The 22,666-nt window shown below is 56.4% G+C and carries 11 protein-coding genes; 9 read left to right on the top strand and 2 right to left on the bottom strand.

Features of this window, described 5'->3' with window-relative positions:
* Positions 1 to 46: 46 nt before the first annotated feature.
* From G7Y44_RS06535 to G7Y44_RS06515, 5 genes are read left to right on the top strand one after another with little or no spacing between them, the layout of a single operon-like run.
* Positions 47 to 4,786 (top strand): DUF4430 domain-containing protein, encoded by a 4,740-nt coding sequence (locus G7Y44_RS06535; RefSeq protein WP_165248477.1) that lies wholly within the window; start codon positions 47 to 49, stop codon positions 4,784 to 4,786.
* Complete coding sequence (locus tag G7Y44_RS06530; protein WP_165248475.1) at positions 4,783 to 5,691, top strand: DUF4430 domain-containing protein; 909 nt, start codon at positions 4,783 to 4,785, stop codon at positions 5,689 to 5,691. Before G7Y44_RS06535 ends, G7Y44_RS06530 begins: the two co-directional genes overlap by 4 nt.
* A gap of 13 nt (positions 5,692 to 5,704) precedes the next feature.
* Complete coding sequence (locus G7Y44_RS06525; protein WP_165248473.1) at positions 5,705 to 6,613, top strand: energy-coupling factor transporter transmembrane component T family protein; 909 nt, start codon at positions 5,705 to 5,707, stop codon at positions 6,611 to 6,613.
* Complete coding sequence (locus tag G7Y44_RS10505; RefSeq protein ID WP_305793584.1) at positions 6,610 to 8,469, top strand: ATP-binding cassette domain-containing protein; 1,860 nt, start codon at positions 6,610 to 6,612, stop codon at positions 8,467 to 8,469. The genes G7Y44_RS06525 and G7Y44_RS10505 overlap by 4 nt, the downstream gene beginning before the upstream one ends.
* Positions 8,466 to 9,161 carry an ECF transporter S component gene (locus G7Y44_RS06515; protein WP_165248471.1) on the top strand — a complete coding sequence of 232 codons (696 nt, stop codon included), beginning with the start codon at positions 8,466 to 8,468 and terminating at the stop codon, positions 9,159 to 9,161. The genes G7Y44_RS10505 and G7Y44_RS06515 overlap by 4 nt, the downstream gene beginning before the upstream one ends.
* Positions 9,162 to 9,252: 91 nt before the next feature.
* Here G7Y44_RS06515 and G7Y44_RS06510 read toward each other — a convergent pair whose 3' ends face one another.
* Entirely contained in the window at positions 9,253 to 9,879 is a 627-nt protein-coding gene (locus tag G7Y44_RS06510) for an L-threonylcarbamoyladenylate synthase (protein WP_165248469.1), read from the bottom strand.
* Positions 9,880 to 10,299: 420 nt separating this feature from the next.
* Between G7Y44_RS06510 and G7Y44_RS06505 the strand changes: the two genes are divergently transcribed.
* The 4 genes from G7Y44_RS06505 to G7Y44_RS06490 are packed head-to-tail and all read left to right on the top strand — an operon-like array spanning position 10,300 to position 20,290.
* Positions 10,300 to 10,485: a type II toxin-antitoxin system prevent-host-death family antitoxin gene (locus G7Y44_RS06505; RefSeq protein ID WP_165248467.1), complete on the top strand. Its 186-nt coding sequence runs from the start codon at positions 10,300 to 10,302 to the stop codon at positions 10,483 to 10,485.
* A complete protein-coding gene (locus G7Y44_RS06500) occupies positions 10,478 to 14,077 on the top strand; it encodes a helicase-related protein (protein WP_165248465.1) in 3,600 nt (1,199 codons plus the stop codon). Before G7Y44_RS06505 ends, G7Y44_RS06500 begins: the two co-directional genes overlap by 8 nt.
* Entirely contained in the window at positions 14,068 to 16,839 is a 2,772-nt protein-coding gene (locus tag G7Y44_RS06495; protein WP_165248464.1) for a DUF1156 domain-containing protein, read from the top strand. Before G7Y44_RS06500 ends, G7Y44_RS06495 begins: the two co-directional genes overlap by 10 nt.
* A gap of 13 nt (positions 16,840 to 16,852) precedes the next feature.
* Entirely contained in the window at positions 16,853 to 20,290 is a 3,438-nt protein-coding gene (locus tag G7Y44_RS06490) for a DUF499 domain-containing protein (protein ID WP_206214419.1), read from the top strand.
* A 26-nt stretch (positions 20,291 to 20,316) separates the two neighbouring features.
* Here the strand turns inward: G7Y44_RS06490 and G7Y44_RS06485 are convergent, their stop codons facing one another.
* Positions 20,317 to 22,665 (bottom strand): S8 family peptidase, encoded by a 2,349-nt coding sequence (locus G7Y44_RS06485; protein WP_165248462.1) that lies wholly within the window; start codon positions 22,663 to 22,665, stop codon positions 20,317 to 20,319.
* Between the last annotated feature and the right edge of the window lies 1 nt (position 22,666).

The raw sequence follows: 22,666 nt of genomic DNA, 5'->3' as shown, positions 1-22,666 counted from the left end.
GTCGGAATACCTGCCCATCGTACGTAGCCCTGGAAGAGAGGTCCCGATGAGTATCGGTTCTGTCTGTGTGCACTCAAACGAGCGCAGTACGCATCCCTGTACTGTTTTCCGCAAAGCAATTGCGCTGTTCATGGCTCTTGTGCTTGCGGTGTCGATGACGCCGAGCACGGCATGGGCAGAAAGTACCGATGAAGAGTTCGCCCGCAGTGCGACTGATGATGTTGCTGCAACGGCTTCAGTTATGGCACTGCCCACCGCGCAAAACGCCGATGAAGCAGGTGGCAGCAGCTCGAATGCCCCTGCCGCCGATGACGAAAGTGTGTCACGCGAGGGGGCGGCCGCCAGCGAAAGCTCGCAAGATGGCGGCGCCCAAAATGGAGACGATGTCGCTTCGGGATTTGGTGATACACAGAACACACAGGACAGCGAGCAGGCTTCTGTAGATGGCTCAACGCCTGTTGCCACCAACGACAATGATGTGTCAACAGACATGACGCAGCTGAGCGTTGGCGCAACCGACGAAGTGGCTGAACGCGAAGCGCAGGTTGCCGCGCGTGCTCGTGTAGCGGCAACGTTGACAGATGCGCGTGGAGTGTCGGTGGGGACGAATCCGAACCCGCAAACTTTCTCCAATGCGACCGGTTTCATCCAGCAGGAAACGACGCTCTATGCGCACGCGTGGAAAAGTCGTAGTGTGAAGATTAACGATGATGGATCATGGACGTACGAGTGGTACGTAGGTGCTGACAAGAACGCTGCCGACCTTTCAACGTACGTCAAGATCGAGGGGCAGACAGGTTCGTCGATCACCATTACGAATACCATGCGTGAACAGTATGCTGGCAAATATATTCGCGTCAAAATAACTTCGGATGAAGCAACATTTGTAGGCCCGAACGCAAGAGTTTCCGGCAGTCTTTCAGCTATTGGCGGAATTAAAGCACCCGTGCCACCGAAGACCGCGCTCGACGGTAAGTCATACATTTTGTTGCAGGATTCCGCTGACGTTGTCTCATCGTTTGCGACCGTAGAGGCAGCGTCTGTGTATGTGGGTGCGACGCTTTTCGCCAACGCATGGGACAGCGAGGCTTCTCCTTCGGCGCGTATTTCCGCACAAAGCGGGTGGTCGTATCAGTGGCTCGCAGGTGATTCTCGCGACGCTGCAGACGCCGATTATCAGCCTATTGAGGGCCAGACGGGTGCGTCGTTGACGATCACTGAAGAGATTGCTCGCCAGCTTTCGGGCAAATACGTTCGCGTGAAAGTGACGGGTGACGGACAGACACTCTATGGTCCTAGCTCGATATGGGACTATCCCGCGTCGAGTTCGTACGACACACCGGGTCCCATTGTCGCTGCAGGTCAGGTTATGCTCAACCACGTTGTGCTTGCGTACAATGGCGAGGAATTCGGCAGCGATTACGAGAGCGTGCCAACTGGCAACGTTGGCGACAAGCTGCAGGCGAAGGCTTATCACAGCGACGATCCATACACGCTTTTCGGTGCTGATAACGTTGATTTCTCGTGGCAGATTGCCGATTCAGCAACCGTCTCCGACTCCGATTTCCGCGAAATCGCCACGGGTGAGCGCTTCACCGTCACAGATGCCTGTGAGGGCAAGTACTTGCGGGTGGTCGCCACGGCGAAAAATGGTGTTCCTGGCTGCAATGTTCATGCCACCGAAGCCGGCCGCATTCTTCCTCGGGGTGTGCATGAGCTGTCATCTGTCAAGCTGCTCAATGCTAGCAGAGCAGCGCTCGACACTGGCACGGTGCTTGAGGCGATGGCGTACGAAGGCGACTATTGGAGTGAGGAACCCGTTCGTGAGGGTGTTACGTACACGTGGCGCTGGGCCGACGAGGATCCAACGTCGGCGAGCTTTGATGCTGTTATGGGGTGGCACAACGTTCCCGACGTGACGGGCGACTCGTTTACGGTACCGGACGATTTTGTGGGACGTTGGGTTTCAGTTGCCGCTTGTGCGGGCGATAATCAGGTTGAATCAGACGACTGGTCTGCGGTGCATATTAAGCCTGCGGGATCTGCGGAACTGTATTACGCTGCACTGAATAAGGTGTCGGGCGACGACGCGTTTGTGTACAAAGCAGGCGAGATCATTGGTATTACGGCGAATGAAACCAGCTCGGCAGGAACGAAGGGGCAGCAGCTTGCCAACGACCGACTGACGTTCACGTGGAAGATCAGCGACGAGCGGAATGGCGACTACGTGGAACTCGCTGACGAGAATGTGCATCAACCGCAGTTCGTCATTCCTGAATCGTACGTGGGCAAGTACCTGCGGTGCGAGGTGTCGGCGGGGTTCAATGTCGAAGTTGCTACGATGCGGTATGCCATCGAGCCTCCGGCGCAGGATATTCCAAGCTACGAGATCTCTTCGGTTGACATGGAATGCTCGGGAAACGTGGCGCAGGTGGGAGCTACAGTTACACCTGTTGTGAAGCAGATGGTATCAAACGAATGGGGGTCGTACGAAGAGGGGCTTCCCACCGACGCGGTTGTGCGCTACACGTGGTATGCATCCGATGACGCCGAAGGATCAAACGCTCAGGTCATTCCTGTTACTGATGCGAAGACGGGTGCGCTTAAGCTTGTAGGTGCGCATGAGGGCGCGTACCTGTACGTGGTTGCGAACGCGGGTGCGAATAGCATGCGGTCTGAGGTGTTTCGGGTCGAACCCGCCGAGGCGCAGGTGGTGACCGTTTCGGTGAAGGTGACGGGCGTGACCGAGCATGCTGTAGGCGAGGCGTTTCAGGCCGAGCCGTGGATTTCCCTGACTGAATATACTTGGTTCAGTAGTGCCACTGAACGCAAGACAGCATGGGATGTGTTCGCCGAGCTGCTTGACAAGGCTGGATACTCATACAATACGACTGGTGCTTGCCCATATTCCATAACGACGCCGGACAAGCGTCCGCTCGCTCAAAAGCCGGGCGCTGCATGGAGTTACTGGTCGTTCTACGTGAACGGAAGCTATGCTACCAGTATGCCAAACGGGTACGCGCTTCGCGATGGCGACGTTATCGAACTTGTGTACATCGACGCGACAGGGGAGCAGACATTCCCTGATATCACGCCGAATCCTGGAGCTGCTGTGCCTGATGGGAAAGCGGACTGGGGCGGATATGGCAATGCGGAAAATGGGTCAGCAACCGAGGCGGCAACGCCGACGCAAAAAGCTGAGGCTGCTTGGACGTATGACTATAGTGAAGAGGCTGCGTTCGCATCGTGGTCCGAGCCGGTTGTTGTGAACGGTAGGGTATACCTTGCTTCCGAAACCGAGTTGCGTGCAGTTGACGCGTCGACGGGCAAGGTGCTCGCACGTGCGCCGTTGGCTGCATCGGTGGGGTACGGGAGTCGTCCCGTGTATGTTGACGGACTGATTGTGGTTGCGCTAAACTCGGGTCGCTTGCAGGCACTTACGGCCGATGCATTGGAGACGGTGTGGCTGACCGACCCGCTTCCCGACGGTGCGCTAGGCAGCGGGCAAAGCTGGCAGCAAGCGCTTTCCACCATTTCAGTGCATAATGGATATCTGTATACAGGAACCGCTGTAGCTGATTATTCGACGAGCTACGGCGGCTATTTCCTGTGTGTGAATGCGAAAACCGGTGCGATCAAGTGGATGACCCGCAACGATACTGCCGGGTATTATTGGGCGGGCGCTGCCTTCGTGGGAGATTATGCGGTATTTGCGGGAGATGACGGGGTGGTTTGCTCGGTGCCGGTTTCATCGGCCGATGGCGCTGCGCTGGGTTCTTTGAACCTTTCGGCTTCGGTTCGCTCAACGATCATTTCCGACGGGGCGTTCGTGTATGTGGTTACTACAGATGGCGTTTTGCATAAGGTGTCCGTGGGGTCTGATGGCGTGCTGAGCGAGGTTGCCAGCGTTCAATTCGCGGCGTTTTCGACATCAACTCCTACAATAGTTGATGGTAAGGCGTACGTGGGCGGAAGCTTGTCTACCTATAAAGGGGTGCTTGCCGTTATCGACGTGGCCGCGATGACGCTCGTATCCCAAGTGACGAAAGCTGACGGAACTGATCTTATTGCCGAGGTGAAGAGCCGACCGCTTGTGTCGGTTCAACAAGGTAGTACGTACGTGTACTTCACATGCAACGGGGCTGTAGGGGAATGGCCTGCCTACACGAGTGGAGGAGGCGTGCTTGTGTACCGCGCAGGTGATACAGAAGCTGCTGTTCTGTATGATCCACCGGCTGGTCTGGCGAACTACTGCATGGGTTCGGTTGCTGCTGGGAGCGATGGTACGCTGTACTACGTAAACGATTCAGGATTGTTTGCGCTGAAGGCCTCGTCGGGTGGCTCGGGCGGCGAAATTGTTGAGCCTTCCGATGGTACGCTGGATGGCACGCCGGGTGATGTTGGTGGTGACTCGAATGACAATGCTGCGCCGTTTAGTGGCGGACACGTGCCGGCGTTGCGTGCTCCGCTGACGCCCGATCAGGCGGCGGCGTTGAAGGATGCCGAAGGCGATGCTGGTGTTGAAGCTGCCGATGAGGCCGGTAAAGATGCCGCATCTGAGCATGCGCGGTCAGGTACGGCTGCTAAGGAGAAGTCTGCCGATGCTGCCGTTGGGGCAAGCGTGCTGAATGGAGGAAACGAAACGGGTGTTACGCGCGAGTTCAACCCGGTTGCGCTTGCTGGGCTGCTTGCCGGATTGGCGGGCTTGGGTGGCGCGCTCGTGTTCCTGCTGGGTCGTTGCCGCAAAGACGATGAGGGAGAAAACCAGGAAGGCACGCGCGCATGATTGATGAAAAAGAAGACGCTACCCAACAAACGGAAGCTTCGCCCGATAACGCGGTTGTGACAGGCGAAGCGTTGCGCGGCACCACGACTTCGGCAGACAATGCGCTCCGTAACGCGGTAACGTCAGCGAACGCTACTGTAGATGCCGACGAGTCGCACGCTGCGTCCCGAAGTGTTGCAGCGCAAAATCGCAGCGGGCGTTCGCGAACGGTGGCCGCCGTTGTCGTGGCGGTTTTGTCGGTTGTTGTCATTGGGCTGTCATCAGCGTTTTTATTCCAGGTGCCTGATTCGCCCGGTGCTGCCGACATGCCGGAACAAAGCAAAGCAGCAACGCACTCATCTGCCGACTCCGACGCGGTAGACGCTGGTAGCGATGCCACAGGCGATAATGGTGCGACGGACTCCAATGCCAACGAAGACGACGTCGATGCTGTCGACACCGCAGATGACGGAAACAGAAGCACTGTATCTTCATCGGATGTGCCTGTGGGTGCGGGCGCATCCACAGGAGCGGGTTCGTTCGGCGCATCTGGTGCGACTTCTTCGTCATCTGGCGGTACGCCATCTACGGCGGGTGGTGCTCCCGCAGCACCCAATCAGTCGGCAACTGTTACCGTGTCGGTTGGTGTGAGCGGGTCGGGGTACGGCAACGTGTCTGGCGGTGGTACCTTCACGTTCGAGCGGGGAGCTACCGCGTACGACGCGCTTATGGCGTGTGGGTTGTCGGTGAACGCGTCACAGAGCCAGTATGGCGTGTACGTGAGCGCCATCGGAGGTTTGGCCGAGAAGGAGCATGGCGGTACCAGTGGCTGGGTGTATTCCGTCAACGGCGTGGAGCCTGCAATGTCTTGCAGCGCATACGTGCTCGCCGACGGCGATGTTGTGCAGTGGCGCTACGTTGTCTAGCGGCGCGCGCGACATGCAACGCAGTGCTTTTTCCGACGCCGGTCGGGGTGCGTGCGCGTGCTTCGACGTGCTTCATCCTGTTGTTTCGCTCGTGTATTGGCTGGTGCTACTGCTCGTTGGTATGCTTTCCTTCCAACCGGTTGTCACGGCGTTGTTCTTCGCCATTTCCCTTGCTCAAGGCGCGTTAATCAGGGGCGGCAGGGAAGTGGCTCGTTCGCTCGCATGGCAGCTTCCCCTGGTGGCCGTTATTGCGGTTGTAAATCCGCTTTTTTCCGCATCGGGTTCAACGGAGCTTTTCCGCATTGGATTTCGTGCGGTCTATGCGGAAAGCTTGCTCTATGGTGCGTGTATGGGGTTCGCTCTCGTTGGCATGCTCATCACGTTCGCAAATGCCGCGCGCGTGCTGTCGGCCGATAAGGTTATGCAGCTGTTTGGCGGCGTTGCCCCTGTTGTTGGGCTTATGCTGTCGATGACCATGAAACTTGTTCCCCAGCTTGTTCGTCAGGGTCGCGTTATCGACTCGGCGCAGCGAGCGTGTACGTCGGCGCGTCCGCACCGCACGCTCGGTCGACGCGAGCGCATGCGCGATGCATTTCGTTTGTCGAGCGTTCTTTTGGGATGGAGTATGGAAGACTCGCTTACTACGGCTGACGCTATGAAAGCGCGCGGGTGGGGTGCTGCAAAACGGCGCACAGCGTACGTGCGCGAACGCTTCCGCACTGCTGATGCGCTGGTGCTTGTCGCACTTCTGATAGTAGCCGCTGCAGCGGCGCTGATGTGTTGGCAGGTATGTCGCGCGTTTTCGTTCTACCCGGTTGTTTCTGGGATCGAGCCAGTGTGGTATTGCGTGCCGTTTGCGTTGTATGGAGCGCTACCGTTTTTGTGGGTTGCGGGCGTGAAGACGAAGGAGCATGCGCTATGAGCAGCGAATTGGCACTTGAACTGCGGGAGTTTTGCTTCTCGTATCCCGAACCGCCCGATGATCAAGACGGGTCGTCTGACCTGCGGAAAGGCGCGGGCGAACGGCTGGAAACAGCTGGTGTTGGCCCCATTAATTGGTGTGTGTCACACGGCGAGTTTCACGTGCTAACGGGCGGCACGGGTAGTGGCAAGACGACGCTTTTGCGTAGCTGCAAGCCCTCGATTGCGCCTGTGGGTCGCCGGTCGGGCGACCTGCTGGTTTTGGGGCAACCGATCGAGCATTTGAGTTGCTTTGAAGCGGCGGCTCGCATTGGGTATGTGGCGCAGAGCCCCGAAAGCCAGATGGTGTGCGATACGGTGTGGCGTGAGATGGCGTTCGGACTGGAGAACGTAGGGGTTGCGCCCGACGTTATGCACCGCCGCGTTGCCGAAGTGGCGCACTTTTTTGGTATCGAGCCGTGGTTTCGCCGCCGTGTTGACGAGTTGTCTGGTGGTCAGCGGCAAGTGCTCGCGCTTGCCAGCACCCTGGCGTTGCGTCCGAGCGTGCTGTTGCTCGATGAGCCTACATCTCAGCTTGATCCTATAGCCGAGAAGACATTTCTTCATGCGCTCTTCCGCGTAAACCGCGAGCTTGGTATGACCGTGGTTGTTGCGACGCACTCGCCTGAGGCTATGCTGCCGTATGCCACACACCTGGCTCATCTGGCCGATGGGCGCGTTTGTGTCCGGCGGGTGGAAGGTTCGGTGTCGGAAGGCTCGCGTGGCGCATTCGGCAACTGTCCGGAAACTGCCTGCACTGCTGCGGCGTCGGCTGTTTCTGCGCCTTTGGCAGCCACCCGAGTTGTCGTTGCCACCCACGCCGATGCTGACGCCAGCGACGTCGCTACCACCCACGCCGTCGGCGTCACCACCCACACCGATGTCGCCAGCCGAGCCGTCTCCACCTGTGCTGACGCCATCATCTGTCGCGATGTGTACATGCGCTACGATCAGTCCGATTTTGTGCTACGCGGGCTTGACCTGCGGGTTTTAGAAGGGTCGGTGCATGCACTCATCGGCGGCAACGGATGCGGTAAGACAACGCTGCTTCATACTGTTGCACACATCGTGCGTCCAGTGCGCGGACGAGTGGAAAACCGCCTGCATGATTCCCAGGCGCTACTTCCGCAGAACCCGAAAGCGCTGTTCGTGTGCGACACCGTGCTCGATGAGTTGCGTGAGTGGCAGCGCAGCGCAGGATACAGCGATGCCGCCATTGACAAGATGCTTGCCTCCATTGGTTTAACCCATCGCGTGAGTGCCCACCCGTATGATCTATCCGGCGGACAGCAGCAGCTGCTCGCCTTGGCGAAACTGCTGCTCACGAACCCCAGCCTGCTACTGCTCGATGAGCCAACAAAGGGTCTTGATGCCCCTACGAAGTTGCTCGTGGCAACGCTTATTGCAAAGCGCGCCCGCTCGGGCGCAACGGTGCTTCTGGCCACGCACGACCTGTCGTTTGCGGCGCGCATTGCCGATACGATAACCCTGCTGTTCGATGGACAAAACGCATGCACCCAGCCCGCCGCCGATTTTTTCTCTGACAACTTGTTCTACTGTCCGCCTGTCGATGAGCTCGCACGTCTGTGGGATGCTCGCACAGCGGCCGCAGCAGTAGCTGACGGTACGGAAGATCATGCAGTAGCTGACGGTGCGGAAGATCACACGGCAGCCGACGGCGTGGAAGATCGAGCGGCGGCGGCCGATAACGCACAGGTGGTTGAGGAAGGGTACAGGCTTGCGGAAGAGCATGCGGCCACGTGTGAGCGTGTGTCAATGTGCGGATGTGCGGGGAATCGCGAAAAGGAGCGCCCATGAACCGCGTCAAGCACTTCCTTTCACGCGTCGCTGAACCTGCGGTGCTTAGTGCTGTGCCGGTATCGCTTATTGTATGTGCGTATGTACAGATTGATCAGACGGCGGCGCTCACTCTATTTATTGTTGTCGCAGCGGTGGGACTCTTCTTTGCGGGGTTTGAGGTAAGCCGTCCTGCGTTGCGGCAGATCATGCCCACGGTGGTACTCGCGGCGCTCGCCGCTGCTGGTCGGGTGCTGTTCGCGCCGGTGCCCGACGTGAAACCGGTGTCGGCTATTTGTATTGTGGCCGGAGCGGTGTTCGGCCGACGATGCGGCTTTATGGTAGGCGCGCTCGCGGCGCTGGTGTCGAACTTCTTCTTTGGGCAAGGCCCGTGGACTCCTTGGCAGATGTACGCGTGGGGTCTTGTTGGGTACGTGGCTGGCGTACTGGCACGCACGGGTGCGTTTAACCGAACGTCCGTTGTGCTGGTGTACGGCTTCGCGTCGGCGCTCCTGTACGGGATGCTGCTGAACGGGTGGTATGTTATTGGCTACGTGCATCCCATCACGTGGCCGGCGGTTGTTGCGGCGTTTGTGGCGGCCGTTCCCTTCGATTGCATTCACGGTGCGGCTACGGTTGCGTTTTTGGCGGCGCTCTATGTGCCGTGGCGTGCCAAGCTCGAGCGAATCAAACGGAAGTATGCGCTCGTGTAGCGTTGTGGCACGCCGTGCAGGACAACGGGGACGTAGGCTATTGTCCCTCATGACCCAATAGAAGGACAACGGGGACGTAGGCTATTGTCCCTCATGACCCAATAGAAGAATCCGAGCTCCCAGAGTTCATATCAACGCCGCCTGCACGCAGCACCACAGGCTTTTCTCCTGTGCAGTCGACCACGGTTGAGGCCAAGCCGCTTTTCGGTGCGTCGTCGCGCAGCGCGCACCCTGCTTGCTGCAGCAAGGTGGCGTCTAGGTTATCAAATTGACCCGTGTCGGCGCATCCTGACAGATTCGCGCTGGTGGTGGCAAGAGGCGACCCTACGGCGTCAATGAGCGCGATAGTAATGTCGCTTGCGGGCATGCGCAGCCCAACGCTGCCCGATGAAGAAACAAACGCGCGCGGTACCGCATCCGATGCGCGCACAATGAGCGTTAAAGCTCCGGGCCAAAAACGTTGCGCTAGGTCATGCGCGTAATCGGGAACATCGAGCCCGTAGCGGTTAAGGTCGAAAACACCTCCCACTAACCACGCGATAGGCTTGCCCGCATCGCGTTGCTTCAGGTCGTAGAGCGCGCTAAGGCCGTGCGCATGCATCACCGAAACGCCCAACCCATATACGGTGTCGGTAGGAAACACCGCCGCCTTGCCGGCGCGCAGCCACTGCACGGTTTCTTCAAATGTGTTCGCTTGTGGGTTTAAAACATTGCTCATCAGGTTCTCCTGGCAGTTTTATGGGCGGTAATCTCGCGGTTTTGAGTCAAACGATTGTACCACCTGCGTTACCACTCTTTCATCTAGTCAACAGTCTCGCTTCGCCGTCAGCCTACACTGTTGGGGTGCGGTAGCAGGTGAGCGTTTTTGGGCTGGGCTTACTGGTGGCTTACGATGGCTGCTGGGTGATGAGCCGTGGGAATCGGCACAGGCGGCAAATACGTCTTAACGATGCAAGCGCGATGTCAATGTTCGTGAGCGCCGTGGCTTTCTCTGCGATGGCATGTTCTTCTCGGTGTCGGTGTGTTTCTTTCATCCGCATGGGATTATCTTGTCACTGACATTCTCGACCTTCTCTGTGCTGATGACTTTATGTATGATGTGCTGTATTAATATTCATATGCGGAAAGGTTGACATTAATGGCTACGATACGACCTGTCTCGCACCTGCAGCGCAGAATCGGCGAACTCACCACGCTTGCCAAGGAGACGCGCGAACCTATCTACCTCTCGAAGAACGGCACCGAACACCTGGTGCTCATGGACGCCGACGCGTTTGCCGAGCTTCAGAAGCGTGCCGAGAAGAACGAGCGCAAAAATGGCTAAGCTTGAAGATATTCGAGTAGGAAGCCAGCTCACTGGCGTAGTTGGCGACAAAGTTGTGACTACCGTTGCCGTAGAGTGGTACGGAAACTGCGCACTCACGCTCACGTATCGCACCGAGGACAACGTTCTTGGTGAGACAATGCTCTATCGCGATATGGAACCCAACCTTCAGCTTGTCAGCTCATCGCAGTGGACGTTCGACGCCGACCCGGGAGAACTGAAGCTGGTCTCCGAGGCGTATCGCATCAACCTGGCGCATCTTTTCGATCCATACCTTGCGGTGCGAACATCGGCCATCGATCCGCTTCCGCACCAGATATCGGCCGTGTACCAGAATATGCTGCCAAAGATGCCGCTTCGCTACGTGCTTGCCGACGATCCGGGTGCCGGCAAGACCATTATGGCAGGGCTTTTGGTGAAAGAGATGCTGGCTCGCGGCGACCTGAAGCGTTGCCTTATCGTATGTCCGGGCAACCTGGTGGAACAGTGGCAAGATGAGCTATACCGCAAGTTCAACCTCAAGTTCACAATTCTGACAAACGACCTCTTGGAGGCATCGGTTACGCGCAATGCGTTTAAGGAGCACGACCTTTGTATCGCTCGTTTGGATAAGCTATCGCGCAGTGATGATGTTCAGGCACTTCTGCGTGACACGACTTGGGATCTTGTGGTTGTCGACGAGGCGCACAAAATGAGCGCGACTGTGTTCGGTGGCGAAGTAAAGTACACGAAGCGCTACCAATTAGGGCAGCTTTTAGGTGAAACGACCGAGAACCTACTGCTGATGACAGCAACACCTCATAACGGCAAGCCTGAGGACTTCCAGTTATTCATGGCGCTCATTGACCGTGATCGCTTCGAAGGAGCACGACATCGCAAGCAAAAGCCACGTGAATTAGTGTCGCCTGACGCATCCACCCGCAACGCTCCCGTAAAAGTGTTAAAACCCGACTTCGACGTTTCTGACGTGATGCGTCGCCTGGTGAAAGAAGAGTTGCTCCGCTTCGACGGACGCCCGCTCTTTCCTGAGCGCCGGGCGCAGACTGTCACCTACACACTCTCACCCGCAGAGGCCGACCTGTACGCGATGGTAACGAACTACGTGACCGAGGAGTTCAACCGCGCCGATCGATTGGATGGCAAGCGAAAGAATAGCGTCGGGTTCGCGCTTACCATTTTGCAGCGTAGGCTGGCGTCTTCGCCCGAGGCCATCTACCAGTCGCTCCGTCGCCGCAGGGAACGCCTTGAGTCGCGATTGATTGAAGTGCGTGACCAAGCGAATGGTACCGGCTCCTATGCGACCGTGTTCAGCCAGTTCGGAGAGGACTTCGATGAAGACGACTACACGGCCGAAGAGCTCGAAGGTATGGAGGACACTGTTATCGACACGGCGTCAGCTTCCGCCACTGCAGCTGAACTCGAAGCTGAGATTGCGACGCTGAGAGCCTTGGAACGCAAGGCCAACGAGGTTCGCATGAGCGGGGAAGATCGCAAATGGGACGAACTTTCTCGTCTGCTGCAGGACAACTCCGACATGTTCGGACCAAACGGCAAGCGTGAAAAACTGATTGTGTTCACCGAGCACAAGGACACGCTGGAGTACCTTGCCACCAAGATACGTCAGTTGCTGGGCTCGCCTGACGCGGTGCTAACCATCAAAGGTGGCATGCCGCGCGATGAGCGCCACAAAGCTGAAGAGCTGTTCAAGCAGGACAAGAACGTGCGCATTCTGGTGGCGACCGATGCTGCCGGCGAAGGCATAAACTTGCAGCGCGCACACCTGATGGTGAACTACGACTTGCCGTGGAACCCCAACCGCATTGAGCAACGTTTCGGACGTGTACACCGCATCGGCCAAACCGAGGTATGTCACTTGTGGAACCTTGTGGCAAAGGAGACACGAGAGGGCCAGGTGTTCGACCGACTGTTCCAGAAGCTCGAAGAGGAACGTGCCGCATTGGGCGGGCGTGTGTTCGATATCTTGGGGCGTGTGACCTTCGAAGACAAGCCGCTGCGTGAGCTCTTGGTAGAAGCAATTCGCTACGGTGATAGGGCCGACGTGCGTGACCGACTGAATCAGGTGGTCGACAGTTCGCTCGATGGCGACGCATTGAAGCGGCTGCTTGAAGAATACGCGCTCACCTCTGACGTGATGGACGTGCACTCCGTGATGAAAATAAAAGAAGACATGGAGCGCATGGAGGCCCGAAAGCTGGAGCCGCACTTCATCGAGGCGTTCTTCGTGGAAGCTATGCATCGGTTGGGCGGTCGTATATCCGAGCGTGAGGACGGGCGCTACGAGGTTTTGAAGGTGCCATTTAACGTGCGCAGTCACGATATGCGCATCGGCATCGCCGACCCGGTGCTGCGCAGCTACGAGCGCATCTGTTTCGAGAAGGAGCGCATGCAAGTACCCGGCGGCGTAATCGCTGACCTCGTGTGTCCTGGACATCCACTGCTCGACGCTACGGTATCGGTCATCCTTGAACAGAGCCTGGGGGTTCTGCGGCAAGGGGCCGTTCTTATAGATGACGACGAGGCTGCCGACACACCGCGCTTCCTGTTCTACGTGGAAAGCGCTATACAGGATGGAACCGTGCTGCCCGACGGCACCAAGAAGACCGTGAGTCGTGCGGTGCACTTCGTGGAAATAGACTACGACGGTAATACGTTCGATGCGGGATATGCGCCGTATCTGGATTATCGTCCGGCGACTGAGACGGAACGTGCGTCGATAGGAAGCGTGTTCGCCGAGGAACTGGGATGGTTGGAAAGCGACCCAGACAAAATAGCCACCGAATTCGCCATCCGTAACATCATTCCCGAGCATATTGACGAAGTGCGCAAGCGAACGCTCGCTCAAGTTGCAAAGGTGCAGAAGGCCGTGGATGCACGCCTTCGTGCCGAAATCAACTATTGGGACTATCGCGCGGGAGAACTCGCCGACCGTGAGCATGCGGGCAAGCGAAACGCCCGCCTGAACTCGAAGCAAGCCGAGCGTCGTGCGAACGAGCTAGCCGAGCGCCTGCAGAGACGCATGGATCAGTTGGAGCGCCAGAAGCAGTTAAGCCCCATGCCGCCGCGCGTGGTAGGGGGCGCTCTTGTGATGCCAGCATCGATGCTGCACCCAGCTGCAACCGCAGACCCGAACGGCCAGAGTGTTGACGCTGCAGCCAAACGCAAGACCGAACTTGCCGCCATGGATGCCATTATGGCGATAGAGCGGGAGCTGGGGTATGACCCCAAGGACGTGAGCGAGCAGCGTGGAATAGGCTACGACATCTTCAGTCGTGTACCCGACAACATGCGCAACGGCAATGACCCGGTGACTCGCATGATAGAGGTGAAGGGGCGCATCGCTGGCGGCGACTCCGTCACGCTGACGAAGAACGAAATACTGTGTGCCCTCAACAAGCCCGACGGGTGGCTGCTCGCTATTGTTGAAGTCGAAGGCTACTCCACCAAGACAACCTACTTAAAGCGCCCCGCACTGCGTGCGCCATCGTTTGCTGAGAACAGTGTCAATTACGATACAGGACGACTCATTGAGTCCGCTGAGGTCGTCTTAGAGAGGACCGATACATGGCAGTGAAGAAGCTCATTGAAGTTGCACTGCCGCTTGATGCCATCAATGTGGCGTCGGCGCGCGAGAAGTCTATTCGCCACGGGCATCCTTCCACGCTTCATTTGTGGTGGGCGCGACGGCCGTTGGCTGCGGCGCGGGCTGTTATTTGGGCATCTTTGGTTGATGACCCGTCGAGTCACCCAGAACAATTTCCAACCGAAGAAGCGCAAAACGCCGAACGCGAGCGCCTTTTCAAAATCTTAGAAGAGCTGGTGGTGTGGGAGAATTCGAACAACCAGCGCGTACTTGATGCCGCGAAGGCGGAAATACGCAAGAGCATGGGGGATGAGCCCATCAAACTGCTCGATCCATTTGCGGGTGGCGGTGCCATTCCGCTTGAGGCGCAGCGTTTGGGACTTGACGCGTATGCGCAAGATCTGAACCCCGTTGCCGTCACCATCAACAAGGCAATGATTGAGATTCCGCCTAAGTTTGCGGGCCAGGCGGCAGTAAATCCCGATGCTCAACAAAGATCTGCTTGGGAAAGTTGGGAAGGCAATACGGGCCTTGCGTCCGATGTTGAATACTACGGAAACTGGATGAAAGAAGAGGCGTTCAAGCGCATAGGGCACCTGTACCCCAAAGTGAAAGTCCCCGCCGAACAAGGTGGCGGAGAAGCAACGGTCATCGCATGGATTTGGGCACGCACCGTAAAATGCCCAAACCCTGCATGCGGGCATGAGACGGCGCTGGTGCGTTCCTTCGACCTGTCCAAGAAGAAGGGCAAAGAGCACCACGTTGAGCCCATCGTGGACAATGGGGAAATGCGTTTTGAGGTGAAGCCAGGAAAGAGCCAGCGCGAAGGGACTGTCATTTTGCGCAAAGGTGCTTCTTGTCTATTCTGTGGACAGGCTTATAGTAACGAGCACATCAGGTCCGAGGGTCATGCTGGTCTTATAGGTTCGCGACTAATGGCTATTGTTGCCGAGGGAAAGAAAGGCAGGGTTTATCTTGCGTCAGACAATGTTCAAAACGTCGCAGCGCAAGTGAAGCGACCAGATGAGTATCCTGGCGGTGAAATATGCAAGAATCCTCGTTGGTTTAGCCCTCCTGCGTATGGATTTAGTTGTCTTTCAGATCTATTCACCAACAGGCAGCTGACGGCATTGACTACGTTTAGCGAACTTGTCCATGAAGCGCAAGAGAAAGCCTATGAGGATGCGGTAAAAGCCGGGGTTCCAGACGACGGCATTGGTCTTGCCGACGGCGGCACCGGCGCAAAAGCCCGCGGCGAAGCCATCGGCGTCTATCTGGCGTTTCTTGTAGATCAACTTGCTAATCATAATTCATCTGTATGCGGATGGAACGCGACGAATTCGCAAATGAGAAACGTCTTTGCTCGTCAGGCGATACCCATGGTGTGGGATTATGCAGAAAGCAATCCTTTCTGCGACTCAAGTGGCAGTTTTGCTAGTCTGTTTAGGCGAATGTTAAAGGCGTTTGGTGGTTTACCGACGCATAGCATCGAAGGCCAAGCGAGACAATGGGATGCACAGAGCGACAATGGCATGCGAAATAATGTTGTTTCGGCTGACCCGCCATATTACGACAATATAGGTTATGCGGATTTGTCAGACTACTTCTACGTCTGGCTGAGGCAGTCGTTGCGCAAGACCTACCCGAAGCTATTCAGTACGATGCTCGTGCCGAAATCGGAAGAGCTGGTCGCTACGCCATACAGAGATAATCGAGGAAAAGATGGTGCCAAGGCCTTTTTCGAGGACGGCATGTACCGTGCTTTTCAGCAGGTTCATGAGTATGTAAGAAGTGATGTTCCGGCTACGATCTACTACGGCTTTAAAGAAAAAGAAACGGAGACTTCAGACGGGGCAGAGAGTACGGTTTCAACTGGCTGGGAGACGATGCTTTCTGCTGTTATAAAAGCGGGATTCTCCATCACAGGAACATGGCCCCTCAGAACAGAGAAGGAGGGGCGTGTAATCGGAAACGGTACCAACGCCCTCGCTTCCTCCATTGTTCTCGTTTGCCGTAAGCGTCCTGCCAACGCGCCCATGGCGACGCGGCGTGAATTCGTCAACACGCTCAAGCGCGAACTGAAGCCTGCGCTCGACAAGCTCCAGACCAGCAATATCGCGCCTGTTGACATGGCTCAGTCGGCCATTGGCCCTGGCATTGGCGTGTACTCGCGCTTTTCCAAGGTACTTGAAGCCGATGGCTCTGAAATGACGGTGCGCTCGGCGCTTCAGATCATCAACCAAGAGCTTGATCTGTACTTCTCCGATCAGGACAGCGACCTTGATCGCGAAAGTCGCTTCTGCGTGGATTTGTACACGCAGTGCGCGTTCAATGAGATCAAGTTTGGCGATGCAGACATTCTCGCCCGCGCAAAGAACACATCTATTCAAGGCTTGGCAGAGAAGGGAGCGCTCTTCGCCAGCAAGGGAGTGGTGCGGCTGCTCGGGCGCGACGAGCTGAACGGACGCGTCGATAAAAGTTTCACATGGTTGTTCACCCAGCAGCTCGCGCGTGCTATGGAAACCGGGGGAATAGATGCCTGTGCGGCATTGCTGCGAGACATAGTGGACAATCGTGCAGAAAGCGCAAAGGCGCTGGCCTACCGCCTGTTTACCATCGCAGACAAAAAGAACTGGACCCAAGAGGCGTTTGCCTACAACTCACTGGTGGTGTCGTGGCCTGAGATTCAATCGCGTGCGGCACAACTTCAGGCAGAGACACCCGTGCAAGAAGAATTGATCTTCGGCGACTAGGAGGGTTGATATCATGGAGAATTACGTACGGGTTGCCAAGGGATTCGACATTCTGACCAACTCACTTGCCCCCTATGTTGCGCGCGAGTTCATCCTCGCCTACGGGCAGGAACGCTGGTGGCAAGAGGGAGTGCTAGATAAGCTGTATGAGGACCAGAAACGAAACCTGCCTACGTCGGGCGACTACGAAACGCTGGTTGACTCACTCGACATTGCACTGTGTCTGTTGTTGGCCGATATTCAATGGAACGATGTGTTCCGCAAAAGACTCTCGAAGGATTGCAGAACTTGGCTGAATGAATTGCGCACCACACGAAATAAATGGGCGCACAGGGGTAGTCAGGACATAAACGACAACGACACATGGCGTGCACTTGACACCATGTCACGGTTCTGCGAGCAAATTGACCCAGACGGTGCAGCAGACATCAACGCACTTCTACGTGAAGCTCGCTATGGCAGCACCCAAGGTTCCGTTGCAATAACAAGCAATAGTGCTCCACAACCTGTCAAATCGAAAAAAGTCACTGCTGAAACAGCATCCGTGGTAGGGCTTCCCAGCTGGCGCGATGTGATGGAGCCGCACCAAGACGTAGCTGAGGGACGCTATCGCAACGCCGAGTTTGCGGCCGACCTGGCGCAGGTGGCACGTAGCGAGGGCTCGCTTGAATATCGCGATCCGGTGGAGTTCTTCGGTCGCACGTATGTGACCGAGGGCATGAAGGGACTGCTGGTGCAGTCGCTCAAGCGCGTAGCTGGCAAAGATGGCGAGCCCGTCATTCAACTGAAAACCGCCTTCGGCGGAGGTAAAACGCACAGCATGCTAGCTTTATACCATCTGCTGCGTAGTCGTTCACTGGTGGATCAGATTCCCAACGCTAAGCCGGTGCTTGAAGAAGCCGGGGTTGCCGAAATACCCAAGGTGCACGTGGCTGTTATTGTGGGCACGGCGCTGAACCCGGCGAAAGCGCGCCGCCCGCAAACAATGCCTGGCATTACCGTGAACACCATTTGGGGTGAAATCGCGTGCCAATTGGCTGAATCGGCCGGAAAGCCAGAACTGTATGAGTTCGTGCGTGATGCCGACCGCAAGCACGTGTCTCCCGGTTCACAAGCGCTGGCTGAGCTTTTCAATGCCTGCGGATGCGCATTGGTGCTGGTAGACGAACTGGTTGCCTACGCCAAGAAACTCTACGGCGTAGACGGGCTGCCAGCGGGGTCGTTCGACAACTTCATCACCTTCATTCAGGAGCTGACCGAAGCCGCACGGGCAAGCAAGTGCAGTTTGGTAGTGGCGTCCATCCCCGAAAGTGAGCGCGAGATCGGCGGCGAGAGCGGCCAGCGAGCACTTGAGGCCATCGAGCACACCTTCGGGCGCATGGAGGCAATCTGGAAGCCGGTCAGCGCCAACGAGGGCTTTGAAGTGGTGCGTCGACGTCTTTTTCTCAATTGCAAGAATGAGGCGAAACGTAACGAGGTGTGCAACGCTTTCTCCAGAATGTATGCTGAAAACACGACCGATTTTCCCGTGGATGCCAAAGAACTTGAATATCGCGACCGCATGATAAGTTGCTACCCCATTCACCCGGAAGTGTTTGACCGCCTGTATGAAGATTGGGCGACACTCGAGAGATTCCAGCGCACACGTGGCGTTCTGCGCCTGATGGCTGCGGTAATTCACGAACTGTGGATGAGTCAGGATGCAAGCCCCATGATTATGCCTGGTTCATTGCCCCTCAACGTGTCAGGCGTACGAGATGAGTTGACGCGTTATCTGGATGAGAACTGGAACGGCGTTGTAGACTCAGAGATCGACGGCAAAAACTCGTTGCCCTTTAAGACCGATAAAGAGAACACTCGCTACGGTCACCTGTGCGCTGCGCGCCGTGTGTCGCGCACTATCATGTTGGGATCGGCACCCGATGTGGGCGCGCAAACTGCGCGAGGCATCGAGCGTGCACATATTCGTTTGGGAGTGGTGCAACCAGGGGAGAACATTGCGGTGTTCAACGATGCACTGAGCCTTCTACAGGGAAAATCTTCGTTTCTCTATAGTGATGGTAATGGCAATCGGTATTGGTATGACACGCGCCCGACGTTGCGCAAAACGATGGAGGACAGGGCACAGCAGCTCGATCGCGCCGATGTGATGTACGAGATAGAGCAAAGGGTCAAATCGTTCAGCAAGGTTGACCCCCTTGCCGGGCTGCATGTATGTCCTGCGAGCTCGCTTGATGTGCCCGACGAAAAAGCGCTGCGACTTGTAGTTCTTCCGCCGGCTGCCTCGCATCGCGGCGGCGTTGAGGATTCTGCTGCGGTGAAGCGTGCTGGAGAGATTTTGCAAACACGTGGAACAGCACCCCGGCAGTACAAAAACATGCTGGTATTCGTTGCCTGTGATGCTGGGCAGGTGAGTTCGGTTGAGCAGGCATCGCGTGCCTATTTAGCATGGAAGTCCATATCGGAAGATCGTGAGCGCCTGAATTTGGACATGGCTCAGCAACGTGAAACCGACTCAAACATGAAGCGCGCAGATCAGACGCTGGCCACGCGTATCCAAGAGGCATACAGTTGGCTTATCGCTCCGAATGTGGATTTGTCGGCAGGGTCAATGGAAACCGCATGGGAAATCGACCGCATTGCGGGCAGCGGTCAGGACGTGGTGCACAGGGCTGTGAGCAAGCTGGCTGCGAACGAGGCGGCAATTTCTGTATGGGCTCCCGCGTTGTTGCGTATGGAGCTTGACCGGCTGCTCTGGAAAGACACGGATCGCATTCAGATCAAGCAACTATGGGAATACCTTTGCACGTATTGTTACTTGCCGCGGTTGACAGACTACACGGTGCTTGAGACAGCTATAAAGCAGGGATTGCCCTCAAGCGAGTATTTCGGCATCGCGGCCGGCGTGGGAGAAGATCGCTACCTTGACTTGACGATTGGCGAGGCCCGTCCATTCATCAACCAGAGCGATTACTTGGTGAAACCCGCAGTAGCGCTGGATCAGATTGAGCGTGAGAAAGAGGAACGGGCCGAGGCCGAGCAGAAGCGTCGGGAGCGCGAAGCTGCTAGTGGCGGTGCTGCGGTGCTCGATGGGCTCGGCGGAATTTCTTCGGGTGTCGGGTCAGGTGCTGGCGCTGCGGGCGGTAGAGTTGGTGGAATTGGCGAGACTGCCAGCGGCAGCGCCGGTGGCAGCAGTCGCACGGGCGAGCAGATGAAGCTACCGCTGACGTTTACCATGAGCGCGCAGCTGGACAGCACGCGTGTAAACCGCGACGTTCGCACCATCATGGAGGAAATCGTGAGCCAACTGATTCAGCTGGATGGTGCCAATGTGGAGTTGTCTTTCGAGGTGCGTGCGCGGGTGAACGAGGGCATACCCGTGCCCACTACACGCGCAATCTCAGAAAACTGCAACACGCTACATATCGGGAATTACCGGTTCGATGGGTAGGGGTCTCCAATGGCTGGGGAGCTGGGTCAGCCTCCGATACGAGCCCTGACCTGGTTCCTCAGCTTAATGGGGTTGTGCTCGAAGTTGTGGTAGTTTAGAAGCTGTCTCACTTCGTTGTATACAGGCGCCTGTTTTCGAGGGTCGCGAATTGTGGTGATGACACAGAACTCCTGCTCGAGCACCTCGCCGGTTCTCAGCGCCATCTGCTCGATGTTGTAGCGGAATAGTGGTTCAAGCTGCAGGTACCACAGTCTGTCCTTACCAACCTTCTTTTTGAAACTGTCCTTCAGATCGGCAAGATCTACGGCGTACTTTTTCACTGGTGCGTACTTGCCTGCAAATTCAACAAGCATGCGCTCCCTGAGTGCGAAGTCTCCCTCTGCTTCCTTTAAACGTTTCCTACTGTATGGCGTATCAAGCAGAAGGTTGAGCGTGTCGGTGCGGCCAATCTCTTTGAGAATCGTCGGCCAGTTGGTGTCCTTGAACACCTTTTCTTCAAAGGAACCGAACATTACTTTGATGTCAGACTGGCAGTACTCACCGCCCTGGCTGGCGTCGAGAATCGGATTGTACGCGAGAGTGAGAATTATCTGACCGGTATACTCGCCGTCTCGGATGAGCGAGGGTGGCATAGGGAAATCCATGATGTTGATCTTTTCGCCCTTTGCGAGCGTGCCACGCATGACGAGAGTGGCTTCGTAAGGGTTATCGGAGAGAATTTGCGGCAACGATGCCGGCACACCGAAGCCGAGTTCTTTCACTTTATCGTCTGGCGCAATGAGCTTGCCGTCGGTGAAAGTTGCCGAATGCATGATGAGTGTCTTGACGAGGAGTGCATCCGACTCATCATCGAGTGCGAAGTCTAGGTTTGCTGCAAGTGCGGATATCCGCGGGGTTGAGAAGCTTGTCCCTGCCGATTCGGCACCTTTGCCGTCAATGCCAAAGGAATGCACATTGGAGACTGTCGACTCACCCGTGTTGGGATTGATACCGGCATTACCTCCATAATGTGAGACCTCTGGCTTAATTATGAACTCAGGTCCAGGTCCTTTGCATGAGAATGGAGATGCTTCGCCGACGGATGCTTGGTCATACGTACCCGTCTCATGTGCCACAGAACCGACGGTTAGGCATCTAACCGAATCTGCGCCCTTCGCTAGCGGCTCTTTATCCATGCCCCTGAGAAAAGCTCGACTATTGCCAGCTGTCTTGCAGATGAGTATGCCGTACTTATCCTGGAGCGCATCGAGTGCCACCGCGAAGTCCGAAAACTCATTAGGCTTGACTGGACCAACTCCGCTTATAGAGAGGTTCCAAGCAAGTGCCTTATCGTGCGCATACTCGAGCGCCTCCTGAATGTTGCTGATGATCTCAGATTCCTTCACGCCTCCAACTACTTTGGGATTGGGAAACACTGCAGCATCGAACAGCATTGCGGGCAAACCGTCAATCCACGCCTCGTGTTCGAACTCGTCACCATAGAGCGCAACTCCTGCCACGAACGTACCATGCGCCCGATCCTGCTCGTTGTCGGGATACGTTGACCACTGCTCTTCAATGAGCCATGGTGTAAGATGGTCAATGCGCTCGATGCCGGAGTCAAGAATGCCCAGAGCTGGATACTCTTCGCTCTCCGGTGTCTTAATGCCTGGGATGTCGTTTGGCAGGCTCAAGCCATCGAGCGTCATTTCGTAGCGAGGCATTGGCTTGATCGAAAAGATGGACTCACCCATGATGCCATCAAGCATTGCCTGCGCTTGCTTGGGGGATGCCTCCACGTCATAAATGATAAGGTCGCTCGAGTATTCACACCGGAAAAAAGTGATGAACTCGGCAGCGAGCGATTCCTCGAAAGCACGCTGGCATGCAATGTTGTCATCGTAATTGCGGTAATCGACGAGCTTAACTTTGTAGTCTTTGGATTCAGATAGATCCACTTCAGCACTGAACGCAGAGACCTTCTTTACGCAAGAGATCCCGGCAACATTTCGCTCGGTATCTTTAACTCCGGCGACCATGCGCCGGACAGCAGTCTTGTCCTTTGCCTGAACGATAAGGCTATCAGTGCCACGCATGCCGATGATGCTGGGTCTCTCGTTTGCTGTGCTATCGCCAAGCATACCAGCAACGGCACTTCGCTTCGTTTTCGAGGTGTCGTCACCGTCTAATTGGACCTCAAACAGGTAAGGCAGCTTAGGGTTCTTTCGTGCCACTGCGATTCCATTAAGTAGTTCGGTTACCAATTCTTCTGAACGGAGTAGCAGGTCATCACCCTGAAGATACCAACCAGGGATTCTATCTCCGCCGCCACCTTTGACACGCTGATTGTCGTCGGAGCGTTGCTTGAACATTATGATGGGCAGGAATTCGGCCACG

This window comes from Adlercreutzia sp. ZJ141 (genome assembly GCF_011038965.1).
GTDB lineage: Bacteria > Actinomycetota > Coriobacteriia > Coriobacteriales > Eggerthellaceae > ZJ141.
The sequence above is the reverse complement of the archived record's forward strand: the minus strand, read 5'-3'. Positions and strand labels throughout refer to the sequence as shown.

What these genes read in the sequence shown, in the direction of transcription:
- G7Y44_RS10505 (WP_305793584.1), top strand. Translation starts at nt 6,610, where the DNA reads ATGAGCAGCGAATTGGCACTTGAACTGCGGGAGTTTTGCTTCTCGTAT.
- G7Y44_RS06535 (WP_165248477.1), top strand. Translation starts at nt 47, where the DNA reads ATGAGTATCGGTTCTGTCTGTGTGCACTCAAACGAGCGCAGTACGCAT.
- G7Y44_RS06495 (WP_165248464.1), top strand. Translation starts at nt 14,068, where the DNA reads ATGGCAGTGAAGAAGCTCATTGAAGTTGCACTGCCGCTTGATGCCATC.
- G7Y44_RS06505 (WP_165248467.1), top strand. Translation starts at nt 10,300, where the DNA reads ATGGCTACGATACGACCTGTCTCGCACCTGCAGCGCAGAATCGGCGAA.
- G7Y44_RS06525 (WP_165248473.1), top strand. Translation starts at nt 5,705, where the DNA reads ATGCAACGCAGTGCTTTTTCCGACGCCGGTCGGGGTGCGTGCGCGTGC.
- G7Y44_RS06510 (WP_165248469.1), bottom strand. Translation starts at nt 9,879, where the DNA reads ATGAGCAATGTTTTAAACCCACAAGCGAACACATTTGAAGAAACCGTG.
- G7Y44_RS06530 (WP_165248475.1), top strand. Translation starts at nt 4,783, where the DNA reads ATGATTGATGAAAAAGAAGACGCTACCCAACAAACGGAAGCTTCGCCC.
- G7Y44_RS06490 (WP_206214419.1), top strand. Translation starts at nt 16,853, where the DNA reads ATGGAGAATTACGTACGGGTTGCCAAGGGATTCGACATTCTGACCAAC.
- G7Y44_RS06500 (WP_165248465.1), top strand. Translation starts at nt 10,478, where the DNA reads ATGGCTAAGCTTGAAGATATTCGAGTAGGAAGCCAGCTCACTGGCGTA.
- G7Y44_RS06515 (WP_165248471.1), top strand. Translation starts at nt 8,466, where the DNA reads ATGAACCGCGTCAAGCACTTCCTTTCACGCGTCGCTGAACCTGCGGTG.